Consider the following 19,697-nt stretch of genomic DNA (forward strand, 5'->3'; position numbering starts at 1 on the left):
GTATGTTTCGTTATAGCGCTACGCAATGGATTTTTGGAGATGAAGGAATCGAAGCCAGCCTGAAAAGGCTGCAAAAATACGGATACGATGGTGTAGAACTTGCCGGAGAACCTTATTCCATCGATATCGAGCATACCAAACGGCTGCTGAAGCAGTACGGTCTGATCTGTACTTCCATTTGCGGCATTTATACGGCGGAGCGCGACCTTTCGTCTTCCAGACCGGAAGTCCGCCAAAAAGCGGTTCAATATGTGAAGGATTGCGTAGACATGGCCAGCAGCCTGGGAGCTGCCCATGTCATCGTCGTACCGTCCCCGGTAGGCAAGAGCCGTCCGGAGACGACGAGCAGCGAGGAATGGGCCAATGCGGTAAACAGCCTGAAAGAAGCGGGCGAGTATGCTGCCTCCAAACAAATCAATCTGGCGATTGAAGCATTGAACCGGTTTGAAACCTATCTTGTGAATAACCTGGAAACAGCGTTAGCCTTAGCCAAGGAAGTTAACGTGGACAGCGTGAAGATCATGGCCGATTTGTTCCATATGAATATTGAGGAACGCAGCCATGTTCAAGCCTTGAAGACCATCGCTCCGTACCTCGTTCATGTTCATATCGCCGATAATACCCGTGAAGCCGCAGGCATGGGACAGACCGATTTCGAGCCTGTGATAAGAACATTGATTGAGCTGAACTACCAAGGACCGATTACAATGGAATTTTTGCCGCCGGTCGCTAATCCGTATTTAGCGGCATCGAAGACCGGTTCCAGCGAAGTGTTCGATTTGTATACCGAACGTTCCATTCAAGAGATGAAACGTATAGTCCAAAAAATTACGGGAACGGCGTCTGCATAATCGGCCGTATCGGATCATCAGCCCCAAAATCCATGGATCGCCGCCATGGATTTTTTTTGCCTCGGCGCAGCGAAAGCCGTTAAGAGCCCATTTTTCCCCAGCCAATCACCACGCTATGCTGTCCTACATAAACTGAATTTGACTGTATCCCTAGACCTTGTAATGATACCAAAACCCGGGCAAGGAGGGGTGACATTGAAGGGCAACGACAATAATAAAAGTAAATTTTTGCTAACCAATCGCGAACGAGAAGTGTTTGAACTACTGGTGCAGGATAAAACGACGAAAGATATCGCGCAGCAACTGTTTATCAGTGAGAAGACCGTGCGCAACCATATCTCGAATGTGATGTGGTTTGAAATTCATACAAAGCCGCTTTCTGGAGGGGGACGGCGGCGAGGGTTCAAGCCCCTCCGACCGCATGCTGGGACAACCGTGCATAGCCGGGATCGGATCACCGGGAGCTTCTCAGGCATGTAATATTGTATTCTTCAATTTTTCTGTACAAGGTCGTTCTTCCTATTTTCAAAAGGGCCGCAGCCTTGCTTAAATTCCAGCCCGTTGCATGCAGCGCCTTTTTGATGGCCTCGATTTCCGCCTCTTGAAGCGACGGGACGGCATCATCGGCAGCCTGAGCCTCCGGTCCGCTTTGACAATCGTCTGCAATCTGCAGATGTTCGGGAAGTATGGGCCCTCCCTCGGCCAGAAAAGCGGCTTGCATAAGGGCGCTGTTTAATTCGCGGATGTTTCCGGGCCAGGCATGCCGCAGGAGCAAGTTTTCCGCTGCTTCCGACAAATAAGCGTTCGGATAGTTATGGCTTTGCAGCAAATGTTTGGCAAGCTCGACGATATCGCTTCTTTCACGAAGGGAAGGCAATGTAATTTGAATGCCTTTCAAGCGGTAATAAAGATCGGCGCGAAACCGTCCTTCCTTGATTTCATTTTGTAAGTTTCGATGGGTTGCCGCGATGATTCTTATATCGATGGACTTGCTTCTGGCGCTTCCGACGGGGGTGATGGTCCGTTCCTGCAAAACCCTGAGCAGAGCCGCCTGTGCGCGCAGAGACATGTCGCCGATTTCATCCAAAAAAATCGTTCCCTTATGAGCCGCCTCGAATTTCCCCGTATTTCCTTCCCGATTGGCCCCCGTAAAAGCGCCCCGCTCATAACCGAACAATTCGCTTTCCACCAGGTTGTCGGGTATTGCGCTGCAATTCACGGCTATGAAGGGTTGATTCGAACGTAAGCTGGCCGTATGAATGGATTGCGCAAACAATTCTTTCCCAGTGCCGCTTTCTCCCAGCAGCAGAACCGGAAAGTCGGTGAGAGCCGCTTTGTAGGCCAGTTCTTTTTTCTGTATGATGCTGGGGCACGATCCGGCGATATCGGAGAATGTATACAAGCGAGTTACACCGATCACTTTTTTTTGAATCGCTATGGAACGCCAAACCTTTTGATGATGATCGTGGATTGTTTCGATGGAAAAGCCCTCGATGCCCGAGAATTCCTTGCCGATGGCATCCTTGCCTATAATCTGGAGAGCGGCTTGGTTGGCACGAATAATTCTGTTGTCGTTATCCAGCGACAGAAGCGGAAGCGGATTATTTTTCATCGAGAATTCCAGTTCCTTTAAAGTGATGAGATGCTCCTTCTTGGAATCTTCGATGAGAAGCCGGTTCTGCAGCGAATCCGCGGCCATCGTGGCGAGAGCCAGGCTGTGGGCATTGTAATTTTCCTGTTTGCTGCTGAAATTGATGACGCCCAACAATTCCCCGGTCGGACTGAACACAGGCGACGATGCGCAGGTGAGGAAATGATTCAACTGATAGTAATGCTCATCGGCATGGATGCGGACAGGGAGCCGTTCCGTAATGGCTACCCCGATGGCATTGGTTCCCTTTCTGTTTTCCGCCCAATTGGCCCCTACCTGGAGTTGAACCGCTGCCGCGCGTTTGGAGAAATCGGGGTCGCCGACCGAATAAATGATATTGCCTTGAGCATCGATTAGAAGGGCCGCCTGTTTCGCTTGTTTGATGAAGCGCTCCATTTTCCCGAATATATGCGAGACGTGCTTGAGCAGAACTCCATTCTGATGAAGGATTTCATGAATTTGCCTGCCTGTCATCAACTGGTCGTCCACAAGATCCGTCCGTTTCAATCCATATTGCTGACAGCGCTTCCAAGAGGTTGCTACAACTTCGGAATGTTTCCTTGCTTCCAGAGACGGCAACGTAAACACCTCCACAAACCACTTGTGAGATATTGATTGTAGTATAACATACTTGAAATTCAGATGTGCTCTTTTGAACAAGAATGTTTCAAAATGTTACAGCTTAACGCAAAAGAGATATAATTGAATCCGTAGTCGGAAAAAAACACCATTACGCATTGGATCCGAGCGGAATGGTGATTCCGCTAAAGCCAATAACGTAACGGTGTTTGTGTGGCTCTGGCACCATGGACTCGTCGGCAAGCGCTTACATTATTTGAATGTCAAGACGATCCGTCCATTAATGTTTCCTTTTTCCATACGTTCAAAAATTTCATTGATCTTTTCCAGAGGCTGTGTTTCGATGATCGCTTTCACTTTGCCGCGGGCGGCGAAATCCAAAGCTTCCTGCATGTCTTTTCTTGTGCCGACAATCGAACCTTTTACTGTAACGCCATTGAGAACCGTATCGAAAATCGGGATCGGCAGCTCGCCGCTCGGAAGACCGACGACCACCAGTGTACCGCCGCGTCTTACGGAACGGTATGCTTGCTCAAACGCTTTTGGAGTGACGGCCACGCTCACGGCGGCATGAGCGCCTCCGACTTTGTTCTCGATTTCTTCTACAGGATTTACAGACTTGCCGTTAATGGTAAGATCGGCTCCCAACTGCTTGGCAAGTTCCAATTTATCGTCGCTGATATCGACGGCAATGACGTTAAATCCCATCGCCTTCGCATATTGGAGCGCAATATGTCCGAGACCTCCAATGCCATAGATCGCCACCCATTCTCCCGGTTTTGCATCGGTAACCTTCAGGGCTTTATATGTGGTTACGCCTGCGCATAGGATCGGGGCAATTTCTTCATCCGATACGCCGTCCGGGATTCTCGCGACATAGGCGGCGGGTGCGACGCAATATTCCGCGTATCCTCCATCGGCCGAATAGCCGCCGTTTAACTGGCTTTTGCATAGCGTTTCCCAACCGGTCAAGCAGTACTCGCATTCGCCGCAGGCGGAGAACAGCCACGGAATTCCAACCCTGTCCCCGATGTTGAGGGAGCTTACTCCCGGACCGACTTTTTCCACATAGCCAACGCCTTCATGACCGGGGATCAAAGGCAGCTTAGGTTTCACGGGCCAATCCCCATGAGCGGCATGCAGGTCGGTATGGCAAACTCCGCAAGCCGTGATTCTTACCAGTACTTCCCCTTGTCCGACCTCCGGTGTCGGCACTTCCTTGATTTCCAGCTTTTGATGAAATTGATTTACAATAGCAGCTTTCATTTGTATCCTCCTTTAAGATGAACGTTATAGGGTTGCATGCAACACTTTCATACAAACGCAAAACCCGTGCCAATCCTAAAAAACGCGGAAACGTTATGTTTTTTTGCATTGAAATGACGAAAATTCGGCCGTCAAGCCGAAAAAACGGCTATCCTATCAATTTTTCGGCTTTTTATAAAATATTTACCAAAAAGTAAATTACACAGTACAATAGCAATGAAGGAGGAATAGCCATGGGTATTTTCAAATTCATGACACCGGAAATTATTTTCGGCACGAATGCTCTGAGTCAAATCGGGGAAAGCCTGCTTCGACTGGGAGCGAAAAAGGTTTTTGTTGTCTCCGATAAAGGCGTTCTGAATTCCGGTTGGGTGGAACTTGCCGTCCGCTATTTGAAAGATTGCAAACTGGACTACTGCTTATGGACGGAACTCACCTCCAACCCCAAGGATTATGAAGTGGAAAAAGGCGTTCGAACCTATGTTGAGAGCGGTTGCAATTCGGTTGTCGGGATCGGGGGAGGAAGTGCAATTGACGCTGCCAAATCCGTTGCCTTACTTGCAACCAACAGCGGAACGATCCAACAATATGAAGGAGTCGATCTGGTAACCAGGCCGCTTCCGCCAATGGTCATGGTGCCGACGACGGCAGGGTCGGGATCGGAAGTTTCCCAGTTCTCCATTATCCGCAATTCCAAACATAAGGTGAAAATGACCATTATTTCCAAATCGCTGATTCCCGATATTGCTATCATTGACCCGCAGACCCTGATGACGAAAGATGCGCGATTAACGGCACATACGGGTATGGACGTTTTATCGCATGCCATTGAATCTTATATCTCTCTGGCGGCTACCCCGATGACGGAAGGGTATTCATTGCAAGCGATTCGCTTGGTTGCCAATTACCTTCGGCCCTCCGTGGCAAGCCAGCACAATCGCGAAGCGAAAGAAGCGATGGCCATGGCCAGCCTTCAGGCAGGGATCGCTTTTTCCAACTCGATTTTGGGAGCGGTTCATGCCATGTCACATCAATTAGGCGGTTTGCTGGATCTGCCGCACGGGGAGGTCAATTCGATTTTGCTGCCTTATGTATTGGAGTATAATTTGATCTCTTGTCCCGAGAAATTCAAAAACATTTCCGAGGCTTTCGGTGAAAACGTCGAAGGCCTCAGCCTGACTGCGGCCGCCAGAAAGGCGATTGGAGCCGTTAAGGAATTGGCCGGCGATCTCGGCATCTCCGATTCTTTGTCCGGTTTGAACCTGAAGGAAGAACAGATCGATTTTATGAGCCATAATGCGGTTCATGATGCCTGCATGACGACGAACCCGCGGGATATGAAGGTGTCGGATGTGAAAATGCTGTTCCGCCATGCTTTGGGGAGTGACTTCTGATGTCGGGCAAACAAGAGTTGATCGACAAGTTAACAGGGATTAAATCTTCAAGAAAAAGTTATTACAGCGAACTAAACGCTATCGTTGAAGAAATGAAGAAAAAGAACAAGCAGCTGGAAGTCATTAACCGGTTAACACAGATCCATGTGGACAAATCATGGGAGGAAGTCAGCAGCTATCTGGCCGCCCAATTATCACAAATTCTTTCTTTCGACCGGTTTGTCCTGACGCTTCTCGACCATTCCGATCTGCTGTTTTATATTTCGGAGCCGGAAGCGGCGGGCTGGTCCTGCCGTTTTGTCAAAAGGCGAATGGTGACGAAGACGGCCACGTCGATTGAAGAATTCAAAAAGCTGCTTAAAAAGGAAATACCGGATCATCATGGCACGTCCGTTTGTTTGCAATATCAAGCCGGAAACATCTACGGATTTCTTACTCTCTTGAATCGGGAGAAAGTGGAGTATCCCCGGGAAGAGCTTGAGCTTTACAGGCGTATGGGAGAGCATGTACGGATCTCCATTGAAAACATCCTCCTGTTTAAAGACGTGAGCGAGAAAGTCCACATTGAAGCGCAGCTGATCCAGTCTGCAAAAATGGCCGCTTTGGGAGAGATGGCTGCGGGAATCGCCCATGAATTGAACAGTCCGTTAACCGCCATTCTCGGGAATGTCCAGCTGCTGATGCGCGACATGAAAGACGGGCGTCCGGGCAAAATGCTGGAGGATATTTACCAGTGCGGCCTGCGCAGCAAAAAAATCATACAAAATTTATTGACATTCTCAAGACAGGAAGAATATCAGCTGGAAACCATGCACCTCTCCGGCTTGATCGATGACGTATTAGGGCTGGTGGGATATCAGCTGGCTGTTTCCGGTATTTCCATACAGAAGGAAATCGATCCGACACTCCCGGCCGTCAGAGGGAGCCGCAATCAAATCGAACAGGTGCTGATTAACCTTTTTCTGAATGCGAGAGACGCGGTGCAAGGAAAAAGCAACCCGGAAGTGATCATTGGAACATGCCTCGTCGATTTGGAGGACCGGCAATTCGTTTCGATCTATGTGCGCGACAACGGAGTCGGCATTGAAGAAGATAACGTCTCTCAAATATTCAATCCTTTTTTCACAACGAAGGAAAGCATGAAGGGTACCGGTCTGGGACTTTCCGTAAGTCTGGGCATTGCCGAGTCCCATGGAGGAAAGCTTCTGGTAGACAGCAGGGTCAACGAATACACCCAGTTTTCCCTTCTGCTGCCGATTCAAGAAAATGAAGGAGGGGAATCCTTTGAGTAGGGTGCTCGTCATTGATGATGAAATGGAAGTGACCTCTTTTTTTCGATATTTTCTGGAAGATAAAGGCTGTGACGTGACGATTGCGAATTCAGGAAGGGAGGTCGATGAGCTGCTTCACCGGCATCCGTCTCCGTTTCATCTGGCTCTTGTGGATCTGAAGCTGCCTGATGCCAATGGATTGGATTTGTTGGCCAAAATTAAAACCAGGTACCCCGACTGCGAAGTCATGATCATGACCGGTTACAGCACCGTCAAATCAGCTGTGCTGGCCTTACAAGCGGGGGCCAAAGACTATTTGGAAAAGCCGTTTGATGACCTGGAAAGCCTGGAAAACATCATCAATTCCGTATTGCTGAACCCGGTCGGCAATACGGAAAAACTGAACATGGAAGCTGCGCAATACGGAATTATTTTTTCAAATTCAAGTCCGCTGCAGAAGGTCATAGCCGTAGCGGAAAAGCTGGCCAAGAAAGCCATCAACATTTTGATCGAGGGAGAGACGGGGACCGGCAAGGAATTGTTGGCCCGATTCATTCACGGCTCCAGTCTGAGAGCCCCCTATCCGTTTGTCGGCATCAATTGCGGGGCCGTGCCGGAAAGTCTGCTGGAGAGTGAATTGTTCGGTCATGAAAAAGGGGCGTTTTCCGGAGCGATCAGGACCAGAAAAGGGTATTTCGAGCTTGCTAATAACGGAACGCTCTTCCTGGATGAGATTGGAGAGGCGCCGACTTCGATTCAGGTAAAATTGCTGCGTGTGCTAGAGACGGGAGAGTTCATGAGGGTGGGCAGTGAGGAGATCCAAAAGAGCAATGTGCGGTTCATCTCGGCCACCAATCGAAATTTGGAAACCGAGGTCCAAAACAAACAATTTCGCGCTGACCTCTTATACCGGCTGGAGGGAGTGAAATTGTCGATACCTCCGTTGCGGGAAAGACCCGGGGATATTCCGTTGATAGCGCAGTCCTATCTGGACAAAAAATATGGAGGCGAGTGCCGGCTTGATCCGGATGCAGCGGAGATGTTAAAAATGTACGATTGGCCCGGGAACGTGAGACAGCTCCTCAATGTGCTCAATCAGACGCATGCCATTCACGAATGCAAGTGTTTAAAGCCAGACCATCTTCCGCCATATTTGCTGCAAAGAGCGGAGCATCCCGACAACCCCATGCCGATTGACCGGCAAATCGAAGATTTTATTGAACGGGAAGCCAAGCAATTTGTGCAAAGTCTGGTCAATGGCCTGAGCCAAGCCGAGCAGCTCCATTTAAAAAAAGTATTGGACAGGATCAGAAAGATGGAAGGGGAAATCGGGAGAAAAGTGATTGAAAGAAAATTGTCCGAGACCAATAGAGACAGGCAGTTGTTAAGCAAAAAATTAAATATCTCCATGAGGACGCTCCGATATATTCTAAATGAGAAGTAACGAAAGCCTCAATGCGATTGTTCTATTTTGAACAAGATGAAACACCCGATCTGTTCCATTTCTATGCAAAGCGATATAAGCGCTTACAAAAAAAGCTGGCACAGCCGTTTATTTTCCATTGGCACGACTTTTGCTCTAGTTTTTATTGTCAAAAAATCAATGGATATAAGGAGGCTGTACAAATGATTTATGCACAACCGGGGCAAGCCGGCTCCAAAGTTACTTTTAAAAAGCGCTACGACAATTATATCGGGGGAAAATGGGTTGCGCCTGTCAAAGGGGAATATTTTGAGAACATCACGCCGGTAACAGGCCAGACTTTTTGCGAAGTGGCCCGTTCGACAGCGGAAGATATCGAATTGGCCCTGGATGCTGCCCATGCCGCCAAGGACGCCTGGGGACGCACATCGGCGGCCCAGCGCGCCTTGATTCTGCAAAAAATCGCCGACCGCATGGAAGCCAATCTGGAGCAGCTTGCCGTAGCCGAAACCTGGGATAACGGAAAGCCCGTCCGGGAAACGCTGGCTGCCGACCTTCCTTTGGCAATCGACCATTTCCGGTATTTTGCGGGCTGCATTCGCGCCCAGGAAGGAACGCTCGGAGAAGTGGACGGCGATACGGTTGCCTATCATTTCCATGAACCGTTAGGCGTCGTCGGACAAATCATCCCATGGAATTTCCCGCTGTTGATGGCTACATGGAAGATTGCGCCGGCGCTCGCTGCGGGCAACTGCATCGTGCTGAAGCCAGCGGAGCAAACGCCTGCTTCCATCCTGGTCCTGGCGGAGCTGATCGGCGATTTGCTGCCTCCAGGAGTATTGAATATCGTCAACGGCTTCGGGCTGGAAGCAGGCAAGCCTCTTGCTTCAAACAACCGCATCGCCAAGATCGCTTTTACAGGAGAAACGACGACAGGCCGCTTAATTATGCAATACGCATCACAAAACATTATTCCGGTTACGCTGGAATTGGGCGGCAAGTCTCCCAATCTCTTTTTTGAAGACGTTTTCGCCAAAGACGACGCGTTCTTGAATAAGGCCATCGAAGGGTTTGTGCTGTTCGCTCTGAACCAAGGCGAGATTTGCACCTGCCCGTCCCGCGCCCTGATTCAGGAATCGATTTACGAACCGTTCATCGAACGGGCATTAAAGCGCGTGGCTGCGATCAAGCAGGGTAATCCGCTCGATACCGAAACGATGATCGGAGCTCAGGCATCTTCGGAACAGGTGGAGAAAATTTTGTCCTATATCAGCATTGGCAAGCAGGAAGGTGCGGAATGTCTGATCGGCGGAAACAGAGCGTCGTTGAAAGGCGACCTGGAAGGCGGGTATTATATTGAGCCGACCGTGTTCAAAGGGCACAACAAAATGCGGATTTTCCAAGAAGAGATTTTCGGGCCGGTCGTTTCCGTAACGACGTTCAAAGATCAGGAGGAAGCGTTATCCATCGCCAATGACACCCTGTACGGGTTGGGGGCAGGGGTATGGACCCGCGATATCAATACAGCTTACCGTTTCGGAAGAGGCATACAGGCCGGCCGCGTATGGACCAACTGCTACCACGCTTATCCGGCGCACGCGGCATTCGGGGGCTACAAGGTTTCCGGGATTGGCCGTGAAACGCACAAAATGATGCTTTCCCATTACCAGCAGACGAAAAACCTGCTTGTCAGCTACAGCCCTGACGCTTTAGGATTCTTCTAAGAAGGTCATCGTCATGGAAGAAGTCCGAAAAGTTCTGGCCACTGACGCCGCTCTGGAACTGATCGAGTTTTTGAAAGCCAAATACGGTCCTGTCATGTTCCATCAATCGGGAGGGTGCTGCGATGGCAGCTCTCCGATGTGCTACCGCGAAGGCGAATTTCTGATCGGCGAATATGACGTGTTATTGGGGGAAATCGGCGGAGCCCGCTTTTATATGAGCCGGGCCCAATATGAATACTGGAAGTTTACGCAGTTAATCATTGATGTCGTTCCCGGCAGGGGAGGCATGTTCTCGCTGGAGGGACCGGAAGGACGCCGGTTCCTGACACGCTCCCGCGTTTTCACGGACGAAGAATTGAAGGCGCTTCAATTATAAGCAGGGGTAAATACAATACTATAGTCTAATGGCCATTTGAGGCAATGAATAGGGTACGCAAGGGGCAGGGGGATTTTCCTCCTGCCCCTTGCGTCGCTATTTTACATGCATAGTACAAGTTAAGAAACGAATACATTATGATGTCATGCGCGAAGGGAGAGATTCCAAATGATCAACCGACAGGAGGCCAAAACATATCGCTTGAATATTTTTTATGGCGAATCGGATTTGAATCGGATCATTGATGATTTGGCCAAACAAACGGTCCGGAAAAACGCGGGGGATTTTGTCTGCCGGGGAGTAAAAAAAAGCCGGGCGTTTAGACGAGCTGTGTAGTGGATGACGGGAAGAGGAGTATCATTCACCGGCCTTTTCCGGTTCGCTCCGAGAAATCCGTTTGATATATTCTGGAGGTCCGTAATGAGGGTTGCGAATGAGAAAGGAAATAAGACGGCCATTTACGTGAGGGTCAGTACGACGAAGGAAAGCCAAAAAGACAGTCCCGAGCATCAAGAAGCCGTTTGCCGGGAAAAAGCGCGTCAAATGGAATTGGAAGTTTTGGAACAATTCATCTATGAAGACAGGGATACGGGTACGACTATTGTTCATCGCCCTGCCATACAACAACTGATCCTGGATGCGAAAAGAGGGGAATTTCGAAATGTCATTTTTGCCTCATTATCGCGTTTTTCAAGAGATTCCCTGGATTCCTTATCGCTTAAACGAATATTGGTCGATACGCTTGGGATCAGATTGATTTCACTGGATGAAGGATTCGATTCTCTTATCGACTTGGACGAGTTAAAATTTCAGATCCTATCCGCAGTCAATCAGAAATTAAGCGAACAAATCAGCTTCAGCTCCCGTCGGGGAATAAGACAGTCCGCTCTGAAAGGAAATTTTATCGGAAGCGTGGCTCCTTATGGATATAAAAAAGTGATGATAGATAATAAGAAGACATTAATACCGGACGATCAGACCAAAGGAATTGTCCAATTAATATTTCAACTATACACCGCTCATAAAATGGGAGAGAAACAAATCGTTAAATATCTGAACGAAGAGAAGAAAATTGCTTCACCCAAAGGCGGTGTTTGGGGGCTTTCTTCCGTGCAGCGGATATTACAAAATGAAGCCTATACAGGAGTTAACGTATTCGGCAAGTATGAGTCCAAACTGATTTATAATAATACGGAGGATCTCTCGGACAGAACAAAGAAACTGGTCAAACGGGATCAAGAAAAATGGGAACGGGCAATTCATCCTGTGACTCATGAAGCGATCATCGATACAGAGCTGTTCAAACTGGCTCAAGAGATCCGGCTGCAGCGCGGTGGCGGGAAACGTGGCGGAATACGAAACAATAAAAATTTGTTTGCAGGTATTATACAATGCTCCCACTGCGGGGCGGCCATGGTCACCCTGCGGTCAAAAGGCCGGCAAACCCATCGCGAAGGCAAAGAATATCGATACTTGATTTGTTCCAAACGGAGGAGGCAAGGAGCTGCAGGATGCCATAATGATTATTGGCTTCCTTATCATCCGTTTAAAAAGGATTTGCTTGACATCATCTCCGATCATGTTGCGCAAAGCAGCTTGGCAGAAGATTTATTTGAAAAATATAAAGACTTATTGAACATCAATAATGACGATAGCGGTAAACAAATCCAATATGCTGAAAAGCAGCTTGAAAATCAACGCAAGCTATTATTTAAACTTCGAAAAGAAAAAATGCAGGGGACTTTGGACGAAAAGCAATATGAATTTGAGAAACAGCAATACGAAGCCGATATCTTTGCATTGGAAAAAAGGCTGGAAGAACTCAGGAATAACCATGAAAAGAAAAACAACTTGAATGAGTTATATGAGGAAGTCATGGATTCATTGGACGATTTGGTGACATTGAATTTCGATGACGAAGATGAATTTGAAGAACTCCGGTTGATTATTTTGAAATTAATTGAGCGGATTACCGTTGACCGCAAAGGAAACATTTCTGTTAAGACAACATTCGGACCCCAATGGAAAGATCTTGCTGCTCAGGAGGATGAAGCTGCCGGTGGGAAGCACTCATACTAAATGATGCCACTTTCAAACCACATCACGAATGTAATGCAAAAACTCAACGTAAAGGGACGTTCGCAGGCGGTTGTCGAGCTGATCAAGCTTGGGGAGTTACAGATCTGAAAAATTTCATTGACCCTAACAAAGCCTTCTTTTTGCGGTTCCTCTGCATAGAGGATCGTGAGACGAGGGCTTTTTGGTTTGGGGGAGAAAATTTGATATAAATACTTCAACATCTTACCCATTATGTGATATATTAGTACAGGACTAAAGTTCTAAAATATGCCAGCAGGAAAACCTGACGAAAGTAAGGAGGAACCAGATTTAGACTATTTTTGAGAACCCTTTATATAGATATGTATAGTAAGAAATGCCTATTAAGCATGAGATAATAAAACAAATGTATCATGAGGTGTACTGAATGAAGCTTACGATTGGCAAAAAAATGTTGGGTGGATTTCTTAGTGTTTCTTTACTTCTTGGAATCATTAGTTTTATATCGTATTACAACATCAAGAAGGTAGACGAATCCTATTCCGATTTGGTTGAGCGCCGGGTCATCATTTTATCCAATGCCAAGGATATGCAAATCAGTGCTTCGCGGCAAATTTCCGGTATGCGAGGGGTGTTGATGCAAGAAGAAGGTTCATCGGAGATAGTAGCAACCGCTATTAATGATCTGAGCGAGAAGATCAATGCTACCATCCAAATAGTTCAACGTGAAGAACTCAAGGCTAAATTACAAAAGCTGCAAATATTGAATGCCGATTTCAAATCGCAATCCGATGCGATAATCGCTTCGGTGAGAAGCAATCCCGAACAAGCTGTACGTCAATCAAACCAAGTTTTATTTCCATTAGCTAGAGAAATAAGGGACATGTCAGACCAAATCGCCAATGAACAAGCAAAATTGATGGAAGAAGCAAGTGCGGCTAACCGTCAGTTAGTAGACTCGGTTGTGACTACCGTTCTTTTTCTGAGTGTTTTTGCTTGTATTTTGGCCGTATTGATAGGGGTATATATTACTCGAATCATCAAAAAACCTATTTTAACTATAGCCGCCAGTGCAAAGGAAATTTCATCAGGGATTCTTACCGGGGACGATATTAAGGTGAAAAACCGCGATGAAATTGCGGATCTGGCAAACTCCTTCAATCAAATGAAGATGAACCTCCGGCATTTGATTGGTCAGGTAAGTAATAATGCCAAGCAGGTTAGTGCCACTTCACACGATTTATTTGAAAGTGCTGAACAGACCAGCAAAGCTACGGAGCAAATATCGATTGCCATTCAAGAGGTGGCATTGGGCTCTGAAAAACAGGTTCACAGCGCCGCGGAAGCGAATCAGGCGGCCGCTGAAATTTTAAGAGGAATGAATCAGGCGGCCTTGTCCATTCAATCTGTTGCTGATCTGACTACAACAGCTAACGAAAAAGCAACCGCTGGAAATAAAGTGGTGACGCAGGCTATGGAACAAATGAATGTTATGCAGCGCTCAGTGGGACACACCGCAGAGGTGATGAATGCGCTTGGCGAAAAGTCAAAAGAAATCGGTCATATTGTTCAGTTGATTACCGAAATATCCAATCAAACCAACCTGTTAGCTCTTAATGCTGCGATAGAAGCTGCGCGGGCCGGGGAACATGGAAGAGGTTTTGCTGTAGTTGCCGATGAAGTACGAAAATTAGCAGAACAATCCGGAGACGCGGCGGGCCAAATTCGTCAACTGATCGGCGAGGTTCAAGCGGAAGCGGACAAGGCTGTTCAATCGATGGACGAAGGGGCTACTGTTATACTTGAGGGTATTCAAATGGTTCATCAAAGCGGTGAAGCTTTCAGAGACATCGTCAAGGCGATCGAACAAGTTGCTGCCGAATCTCAAGAGGTATCTGCTATCATAGAACAAGTGAATTCAAGCTCACAAAGTATGGCGGAAATGATGGAAGGCGTGGCACATATCGCTGAACAATCGGCAGGAAATACACAGAACGTGGCTGCTTCAGCAGAAGAACAAAATGCCTCCATGGAAGAAATATCAGCCTCTGCGGAATCCTTAAGCAAGATGGCTCAAGATCTGCAGGAAATGATAAGTAAATTCAAAGTGTAATATCTATGATTCCTCAAAAGCTTTCTTTTTACGCTGCCTCTAAGTGGAGGGATCGTAAGACGGGGGCTTTTTTTTTGTTAATCGTTGCCTTAAAAAGTCATTTCCCATGCATATTGCAAACCGAAAATCAACATATTATTGGTAAATGAATGGTCTTGGGAAGGAAGTTTGTTATGAAATTTTGGACTGGATGTATAGCGGTGATGCTGATTCTTGGTTCCGTCTTGGTTGCTGAAGCGCAAGAAATTGCAATTCCGACCAAACAGGCTGCTATTGTTATTGACGATTTTGGTAACAACATGTTCGGAACCAAAGAGATGATGAACCTGCCTTTTCCGATTACCGTTGCGGTTATGCCATTTTTGCCAACGACCAAAAGGGATGCGGAATGGGCGCACCAAGCCGGTCATGAAGTGATAGTCCATATGCCGATGGAGCCCAAGTCAGGGAACAAAGACAAATGGCTTGGACCCGGGGCGATTACGACCGACCTCGCCGAAGAGGAAATCAGGCGGCGTATTAACGCCGCGATTGATGATGTTCCCCATGCTGTCGGCATCAATAATCACATGGGTTCAAAAGTGACGGCCGATGCTCGCATCATTCGCATCATACTGGAAGAATGCCAAAAAAGAGGGATGTATTTTCTGGACAGCCATACGAATTACCGGAGCATTGTTTCCAAAACGGCGTCAAAAGTCGGAGTCCCTTGTATTGAAAACCATATTTTCCTGGATGATATCAACACGAGGGAGCATATTTACAAGCAAATTACATTGCTTCAGGAGCATTTGAAGGACCATGACCAATGCGTAGCGATAGGGCATGTTGGAACCCGAAAGAAAACGGCAGCGGTTTTGGGAGATGTCATCCCTAAATTAAAGAAGGAAATTCAATTTTTGCCTGTATCCGCACTGGTCAAAAAACAGCCGCCCTTATAAGCAGCAAGCCGAGGGTCATCCGCTTGTTGTCTGCTAGTGGATCAAACGGCGGGCACCCCAATAATGCGCATCATAATAAGGCGTACCGAAAAGGGGAGTGATTTTGACTTCTTTGGTCCCTCCGTAGGTGCTTGCATGGAGTATTTTATTGTTCCCAAGATAGATGGCCACGTGAGAAACTCCGCTGGTATAGGTTCCGTACAGAAATACCAGATCGCCTTTGCGAAGATCGGATTTATTTACAGGCGTCCCCATTTGGCTGATCAATGCTGCAGAATGAGGAAGGTTGAATCCGTTTTGATTAAAGGCATATTGGACAAATCCCGAGCAGTCAAAAGCAACATACGGCGTATCTCCGCCAAATACATACGGTGTTCCAAGCTGTTTCAACCCCGTTGCAATGACGGCATCGGCTTTGGCTTCCCAGCTCTGTTTTTGAGCGGTGGAGCGGGGAAGATGGATCACCACGCCTGCATAAATGTTTTGCGGGTCCAGGTTAGGGTTGGCCGCTACCAGATCGGACAGTTTAATATTCAGCTTTTGCGAAACGGTCCAGAGCGTATCAGAGTCCGTGGCTATGTATTGATTGGGAGCGGTTGCAGCAGCGACTCCGCTAAATAAAAAGGTTCCGGCCAATACGGATGAAACGATCATTTTTTTCATTTGTTACCTCCTGTATGTTATTCTAGTTGCACTAACCATTCTATCAAGGATGAAGAAATAGAATAAAGGGGTAAATTCTGGAATCGGAAAAAGGAAACAAATGAGCGTTTTCACACGGTTTGGATGAGATAATGGATTTCATTAGCAAAATTCTATATAATGAATGGATAAGGGTTAAGGAGGGATAACCATGCGTATCAAGAATAAAGGCATACGGTTGTTTTTTTTGCTGTTCATTCTGCTTGCGCTGGCAGTGGCTTCGGTCAGTCCCTTCATTACTATCGATCCTATATCCAGAGGGTTGTCGTCATCCTTGGGACATTCAACGTATTCCTCAGGTACGATGGTTTTCCAGCAGGTCATGATGACATACCTGATCGCAGCTTTTTCTCTGGCTTGCTGTCGGGACCTGCTGAAATTCTTGTTGTTCCGAATGCCGATCAATCGTTTTGATTGTACGGTTCCTAAGCGGATGAGGAAGGTTCTGCTGTACCCGATCAAGTTTACTTCACATTTTGTGGCGTTTTGAAGCCTGCATGTTTGATCGATACATTACAATAACCGATTCGGATACAAAGTGAGCTTTCAGGAGGTCATTGATTATGCCAAATATCAGAGAAATCGATTTGCCCGGCATCGGCCGCAAATTTCAACTTATTACCCGTGGAGGAGACAAACTGGTCATCATTATCCACGACGACGGAAGAAGAGAACTTTATCATTTTGAACATGAAGATCCGGATGACAGCATTTCTATGGTAACTCTCGACGACGACGAAGCACGCATCATAGGCAGCATCATCGGCGGAATGAATTATAAGCCCAAAGCGCTGGAGACCATTGAAGTGGAACTGGATGATTTGACCATTGAATGGTACAAGGTCGAGCCGAACTACAAATGTGTCGGCCTGTCCATCGGGCAGTTGGAAATCAGGCAAAAGACGGGCACCAGCATTATTGCGGTGGTTGAGAAAGATCACAGCAAGAAAATCAATCCGGGTCCGGATTACGTGTTTAAAGCCGATTCCATGCTGATTGTTGCCGGAGAACGGAAACATTTAAAACTCCTCAAACAGATTTTGGTTAGCGGGAGTGAATAAGCATGGATCATACCGTTCTGGAGGTAGGTCTTGCTATTTCACTCATTGCTATCGCGGGCTTGTTATCCGCTAAACTGCGCTTTTCCGTTATCCCGTTTTACATTTTGGTCGGTATGGCGGTAGGTCCTCACGCCCCCAAAATCGGATTTTTCGATTTCCGCTTCATTGAGAGCGCGCCATTGATCGAATTCATGGGCCGTCTCGGAGTTCTTTTCCTCCTCTTTTATCTGGGACTGGAATTCTCTGTCGGCCGTTTGATTAAATCAGGTAAATCCATCGCCGTCGGCGGCACGATATACATCGCGATTAACTTTACTTTGGGCCTTCTGCTCGGCTGGATGCTGGCCCTTCCTGTAAAGGAAATATTAGTCGTTGCAGGGATAACCACGATTTCTTCAAGTGCCATTGTCGCTAAGGTTTTGGTAGATTTAAAAAGAACAGCTAACCCCGAAACCGAGATGATTCTTGGCATTATCATGTTCGAAGACGTATTTCTGGCTGTCTATATCTCGATCCTCTCCGGACTTGTCCTAAGCGGCGCTTCCTCGCTTGGCGGCGTATTGCTTTCCGCTTTAATGGCTTTGGGATTCATGCTCTTCTTTATCATCCTTGGCCGAAAGGCCGTACCATTCTTAAACCGTGCATTAAATATTCGATCCAATGAACTCTTCGCGCTTGTGATTTTTGGCACTTTGTTTTTGATTGCAGGCATTGGTGAAACAATTCACGTTGCCGAGGCCATCGGCGCGCTGCTGACCGGGCTGGTTCTGGCGGAGACAGAGCATATGAAGCGGATCGAGCACCTCATCCTTCCTTTTCGGGACTTCTTCGGAGCCGTGTTCTTCTTCAGTTTCGGCTTGTCGATTGATCCGCTTACTTTAGGCGGAGCCGTGTGGTACTCTCTGGCGGCCGTCGTCGTTACATTGATCGGAAACTTCATTGCAGGCATGCTCGCGGGGAAATACGCCGGCTTGTCATCCAAAGCGTCGGCGAACATCGGGCTTACGATTGTGTCACGTGGCGAGTTTTCCATCATTATGGCGAACATCGGCAAAGCGGGCGGATTGCTTGCGATTCTGCAGCCGTTTGCTGCGCTCTATGTATTGATTCTGGCGATCCTGGGACCGCTGCTGACTAAAGAATCCAAGCGGGTCTACACCATGCTGAACCGCATTATTCCGCTTGAGAATACAAAAAAAGAGCAGAAGACTCCTGCTCGGCAGATCGATGAATCTTGAAAATAAAAATGCAGATGAAAGATAAAGGCAGGCATCCGTACCTGCACATGCTGCTCCGGTATGGCTTGTTCGCAGCCGGTATCGTTCTCGTATCCGTAGGATTGGAGCTGTTTCTGAGACCCAATTGGATCGTGCCTGGCGGTGTTCAAGGCCTCTCGATCATGCTGGCGTATATCACCGAAATGCATATGGGGTTGTTTCTTTTTCTGCTTCACCTTCCGTTTGTTCTTCTCACGGGAGTGAGGCGAAAGGACATTTCCGCCTGGATGGCTTGGATCGGCCTGCTGCTGCTTACTTTCGTTACGATGCTGCTGCACCCCGTACCGCCGGTGACCGAGCATCCGCTCGCTGCATCGGTTGCCGGAGGACTGATGCTCGGGATCGGTACCGGAATGATGGTCAAATATGGTGCGCACACGGACGGAGTAAGGGAAACGGCAGTATGGTTAAAGAAAAAAACGAGGCTTTCCACCGCTGAGCTCGTGACTCTGATTCATATCGGCATTCTGGCTTTGGCCGGGTTCCTCTTTGGTTGGGAACAAGCTTTGTACTCCATTATTTCTTATTTCCTGGCTTACTGCTCGCTGCAGTTCATGCTAAGGAACCATTTTGATCTGATGATGGTGTGGATCAGGACCAATCATGCATCCGCCGTGAAAGAAAAGGTGTCCGAGGCATACGGCGATCAAGCGGTATGGGTATCTTCACCGGCTTATTCCAACACATCCCCGAATGAACTGTTTCTCATCATACCGCGTGAACTTATGACCCGGATCCAGCCGGTTCTGTCGAGCGCGGACCCTGAGGTCTCCGTGATTTTCACTCCGATCAAACCATCGGAAGCGGCGGAATATACGCGGCGATAGCGACAAAGAGGCACCCTCATGGGATGCCTCTTTGTCATTTATTTCTTTTTGAAAACGTTCATATTTTTATCAAAAAGCAGCCATGACTTTCAGGCCGTATGAATTGACAACCCTTTGAAAAGAATATACGATTAATTTTATATGCCTAACTATAACTTTGCAGTACCGGGCTGAGACCGTTGA

18 protein-coding genes and 1 pseudogene are annotated in these 19,697 nt (G+C 47.6%); 16 read left to right on the forward strand and 3 right to left on the reverse strand.

Annotation, left to right across the window (positions count from 1 at the left end; all coding sequences use genetic code 11):
* Positions 1-2 precede the first annotated feature (2 nt).
* A complete protein-coding gene (locus BLT35_RS04455) occupies positions 3-851 on the forward strand; it encodes a sugar phosphate isomerase/epimerase family protein (protein ID WP_054818981.1) in 849 nt (282 codons plus the stop codon).
* A 162-nt stretch (positions 852-1,013) separates the two neighbouring features.
* Entirely contained in the window at positions 1,014-1,331 is a 318-nt protein-coding gene (locus BLT35_RS27480) for a helix-turn-helix domain-containing protein (RefSeq protein ID WP_235594349.1), read from the forward strand.
* Here the strand turns inward: BLT35_RS27480 and BLT35_RS04465 are convergent.
* Together BLT35_RS04465 and adhP are read right to left on the reverse strand one after the other, a co-directional pair.
* On the reverse strand, positions 1,306-3,009 hold the full coding sequence (locus BLT35_RS04465) for a sigma-54-dependent Fis family transcriptional regulator (RefSeq protein ID WP_254777507.1): 1,704 nt from the start codon (positions 3,007-3,009) through the stop codon (positions 1,306-1,308). The genes BLT35_RS27480 and BLT35_RS04465 overlap by 26 nt on opposite strands.
* Positions 3,010-3,333: 324 nt before the next feature.
* Entirely contained in the window at positions 3,334-4,347 is a 1,014-nt protein-coding gene (gene adhP, locus BLT35_RS04470; protein WP_062409292.1) for an alcohol dehydrogenase AdhP, read from the reverse strand.
* A gap of 233 nt (positions 4,348-4,580) precedes the next feature.
* Between adhP and BLT35_RS04475 the strand changes: the two genes are divergently transcribed.
* The 10 genes and pseudogenes from BLT35_RS04475 (at position 4,581) to BLT35_RS04515 (ending at position 15,647) form a co-directional block, all read left to right on the forward strand.
* The gene (locus tag BLT35_RS04475; RefSeq protein WP_074727111.1) at positions 4,581-5,741 is read left to right on the forward strand and encodes an iron-containing alcohol dehydrogenase; all 1,161 of its coding nucleotides are present in this window, start codon (positions 4,581-4,583) and stop codon (positions 5,739-5,741) included.
* Complete coding sequence (locus BLT35_RS04480) at positions 5,741-7,033, forward strand: sensor histidine kinase (protein WP_074727112.1); 1,293 nt, start codon at positions 5,741-5,743, stop codon at positions 7,031-7,033. The genes BLT35_RS04475 and BLT35_RS04480 overlap by 1 nt, the downstream gene beginning before the upstream one ends.
* Entirely contained in the window at positions 7,008-8,456 is a 1,449-nt protein-coding gene (locus BLT35_RS04485) for a sigma-54-dependent transcriptional regulator (RefSeq protein WP_074727113.1), read from the forward strand. Before BLT35_RS04480 ends, BLT35_RS04485 begins: the two co-directional genes overlap by 26 nt.
* 182 nt (positions 8,457-8,638) lie before the next feature.
* A complete protein-coding gene (gene adh, locus BLT35_RS04490) occupies positions 8,639-10,159 on the forward strand; it encodes an aldehyde dehydrogenase (RefSeq protein WP_074727114.1) in 1,521 nt (506 codons plus the stop codon).
* Positions 10,160-10,172: 13 nt separating this feature from the next.
* On the forward strand, positions 10,173-10,535 hold the full coding sequence (locus BLT35_RS04495) for a DUF779 domain-containing protein (RefSeq protein ID WP_054818982.1): 363 nt from the start codon (positions 10,173-10,175) through the stop codon (positions 10,533-10,535).
* 168 nt (positions 10,536-10,703) lie between these two features.
* Positions 10,704-10,871 (forward strand): hypothetical protein, encoded by a 168-nt coding sequence (locus BLT35_RS26755; RefSeq protein WP_175471925.1) that lies wholly within the window; start codon positions 10,704-10,706, stop codon positions 10,869-10,871.
* An 84-nt stretch (positions 10,872-10,955) separates the two neighbouring features.
* Positions 10,956-12,614: a recombinase family protein gene (locus tag BLT35_RS04500; RefSeq protein ID WP_074727115.1), complete on the forward strand. Its 1,659-nt coding sequence runs from the start codon at positions 10,956-10,958 to the stop codon at positions 12,612-12,614.
* A gap of 15 nt (positions 12,615-12,629) precedes the next feature.
* Positions 12,630-12,722, forward strand: a pseudogene (locus BLT35_RS04505) (LuxR C-terminal-related transcriptional regulator); the annotation flags it as partial.
* Positions 12,723-13,020: 298 nt separating this feature from the next.
* Positions 13,021-14,706: a methyl-accepting chemotaxis protein gene (locus BLT35_RS04510; RefSeq protein ID WP_074727116.1), complete on the forward strand. Its 1,686-nt coding sequence runs from the start codon at positions 13,021-13,023 to the stop codon at positions 14,704-14,706.
* A gap of 173 nt (positions 14,707-14,879) precedes the next feature.
* Complete coding sequence (locus BLT35_RS04515; protein WP_235594135.1) at positions 14,880-15,647, forward strand: divergent polysaccharide deacetylase family protein; 768 nt, start codon at positions 14,880-14,882, stop codon at positions 15,645-15,647.
* A 33-nt stretch (positions 15,648-15,680) separates the two neighbouring features.
* On the opposite strand, the gene BLT35_RS04520 is transcribed toward BLT35_RS04515, so the two are convergent.
* Positions 15,681-16,310: a C40 family peptidase gene (locus BLT35_RS04520; protein WP_074727117.1), complete on the reverse strand. Its 630-nt coding sequence runs from the start codon at positions 16,308-16,310 to the stop codon at positions 15,681-15,683.
* Positions 16,311-16,500: 190 nt separating this feature from the next.
* On the opposite strand from BLT35_RS04520, the gene BLT35_RS04525 reads away from it, so the two are divergent.
* From BLT35_RS04525 to BLT35_RS04540, 4 genes are all read left to right on the forward strand, one after another.
* The gene (locus BLT35_RS04525; RefSeq protein ID WP_054818987.1) at positions 16,501-16,839 is read left to right on the forward strand and encodes a hypothetical protein; all 339 of its coding nucleotides are present in this window, start codon (positions 16,501-16,503) and stop codon (positions 16,837-16,839) included.
* Positions 16,840-16,912: 73 nt separating this feature from the next.
* Positions 16,913-17,410 carry a cation:proton antiporter regulatory subunit gene (locus BLT35_RS04530; RefSeq protein ID WP_062409284.1) on the forward strand — a complete coding sequence of 166 codons (498 nt, stop codon included), beginning with the start codon at positions 16,913-16,915 and terminating at the stop codon, positions 17,408-17,410.
* Positions 17,411-17,412: 2 nt separating this feature from the next.
* Positions 17,413-18,648: a cation:proton antiporter gene (locus BLT35_RS04535; protein WP_074727118.1), complete on the forward strand. Its 1,236-nt coding sequence runs from the start codon at positions 17,413-17,415 to the stop codon at positions 18,646-18,648.
* Entirely contained in the window at positions 18,645-19,514 is an 870-nt protein-coding gene (locus BLT35_RS04540) for a YitT family protein (protein ID WP_074727119.1), read from the forward strand. The genes BLT35_RS04535 and BLT35_RS04540 overlap by 4 nt, the downstream gene beginning before the upstream one ends.
* Positions 19,515-19,697 lie beyond the last annotated feature (183 nt).

The organism is Paenibacillus naphthalenovorans (assembly GCF_900099895.1).
GTDB classification, from domain to species: domain Bacteria; phylum Bacillota; class Bacilli; order Paenibacillales; family NBRC-103111; genus Paenibacillus_G; species Paenibacillus_G naphthalenovorans.

Bases quoted from the DNA above. Each gene is read 5' to 3' on its own strand.
- BLT35_RS04455 (WP_054818981.1), top strand. From the start codon at position 3: ATGTTTCGTTATAGCGCTACGCAATGGATTTTTGGAGATGAAGGAATC.
- BLT35_RS27480 (WP_235594349.1), top strand. From the start codon at position 1,014: ATGATACCAAAACCCGGGCAAGGAGGGGTGACATTGAAGGGCAACGAC.
- adhP (WP_062409292.1), bottom strand. From the start codon at position 4,347: ATGAAAGCTGCTATTGTAAATCAATTTCATCAAAAGCTGGAAATCAAG.
- BLT35_RS04475 (WP_074727111.1), top strand. From the start codon at position 4,581: ATGGGTATTTTCAAATTCATGACACCGGAAATTATTTTCGGCACGAAT.
- BLT35_RS04480 (WP_074727112.1), top strand. From the start codon at position 5,741: ATGTCGGGCAAACAAGAGTTGATCGACAAGTTAACAGGGATTAAATCT.
- BLT35_RS04485 (WP_074727113.1), top strand. From the start codon at position 7,008: ATGAAGGAGGGGAATCCTTTGAGTAGGGTGCTCGTCATTGATGATGAA.
- adh (WP_074727114.1), top strand. From the start codon at position 8,639: ATGATTTATGCACAACCGGGGCAAGCCGGCTCCAAAGTTACTTTTAAA.
- BLT35_RS04495 (WP_054818982.1), top strand. From the start codon at position 10,173: ATGGAAGAAGTCCGAAAAGTTCTGGCCACTGACGCCGCTCTGGAACTG.
- BLT35_RS26755 (WP_175471925.1), top strand. From the start codon at position 10,704: ATGATCAACCGACAGGAGGCCAAAACATATCGCTTGAATATTTTTTAT.
- BLT35_RS04500 (WP_074727115.1), top strand. From the start codon at position 10,956: ATGAGGGTTGCGAATGAGAAAGGAAATAAGACGGCCATTTACGTGAGG.
- BLT35_RS04510 (WP_074727116.1), top strand. From the start codon at position 13,021: ATGAAGCTTACGATTGGCAAAAAAATGTTGGGTGGATTTCTTAGTGTT.
- BLT35_RS04515 (WP_235594135.1), top strand. From the start codon at position 14,880: ATGAAATTTTGGACTGGATGTATAGCGGTGATGCTGATTCTTGGTTCC.
- BLT35_RS04520 (WP_074727117.1), bottom strand. From the start codon at position 16,310: ATGAAAAAAATGATCGTTTCATCCGTATTGGCCGGAACCTTTTTATTT.
- BLT35_RS04525 (WP_054818987.1), top strand. From the start codon at position 16,501: ATGCGTATCAAGAATAAAGGCATACGGTTGTTTTTTTTGCTGTTCATT.
- BLT35_RS04530 (WP_062409284.1), top strand. From the start codon at position 16,913: ATGCCAAATATCAGAGAAATCGATTTGCCCGGCATCGGCCGCAAATTT.
- BLT35_RS04535 (WP_074727118.1), top strand. From the start codon at position 17,413: ATGGATCATACCGTTCTGGAGGTAGGTCTTGCTATTTCACTCATTGCT.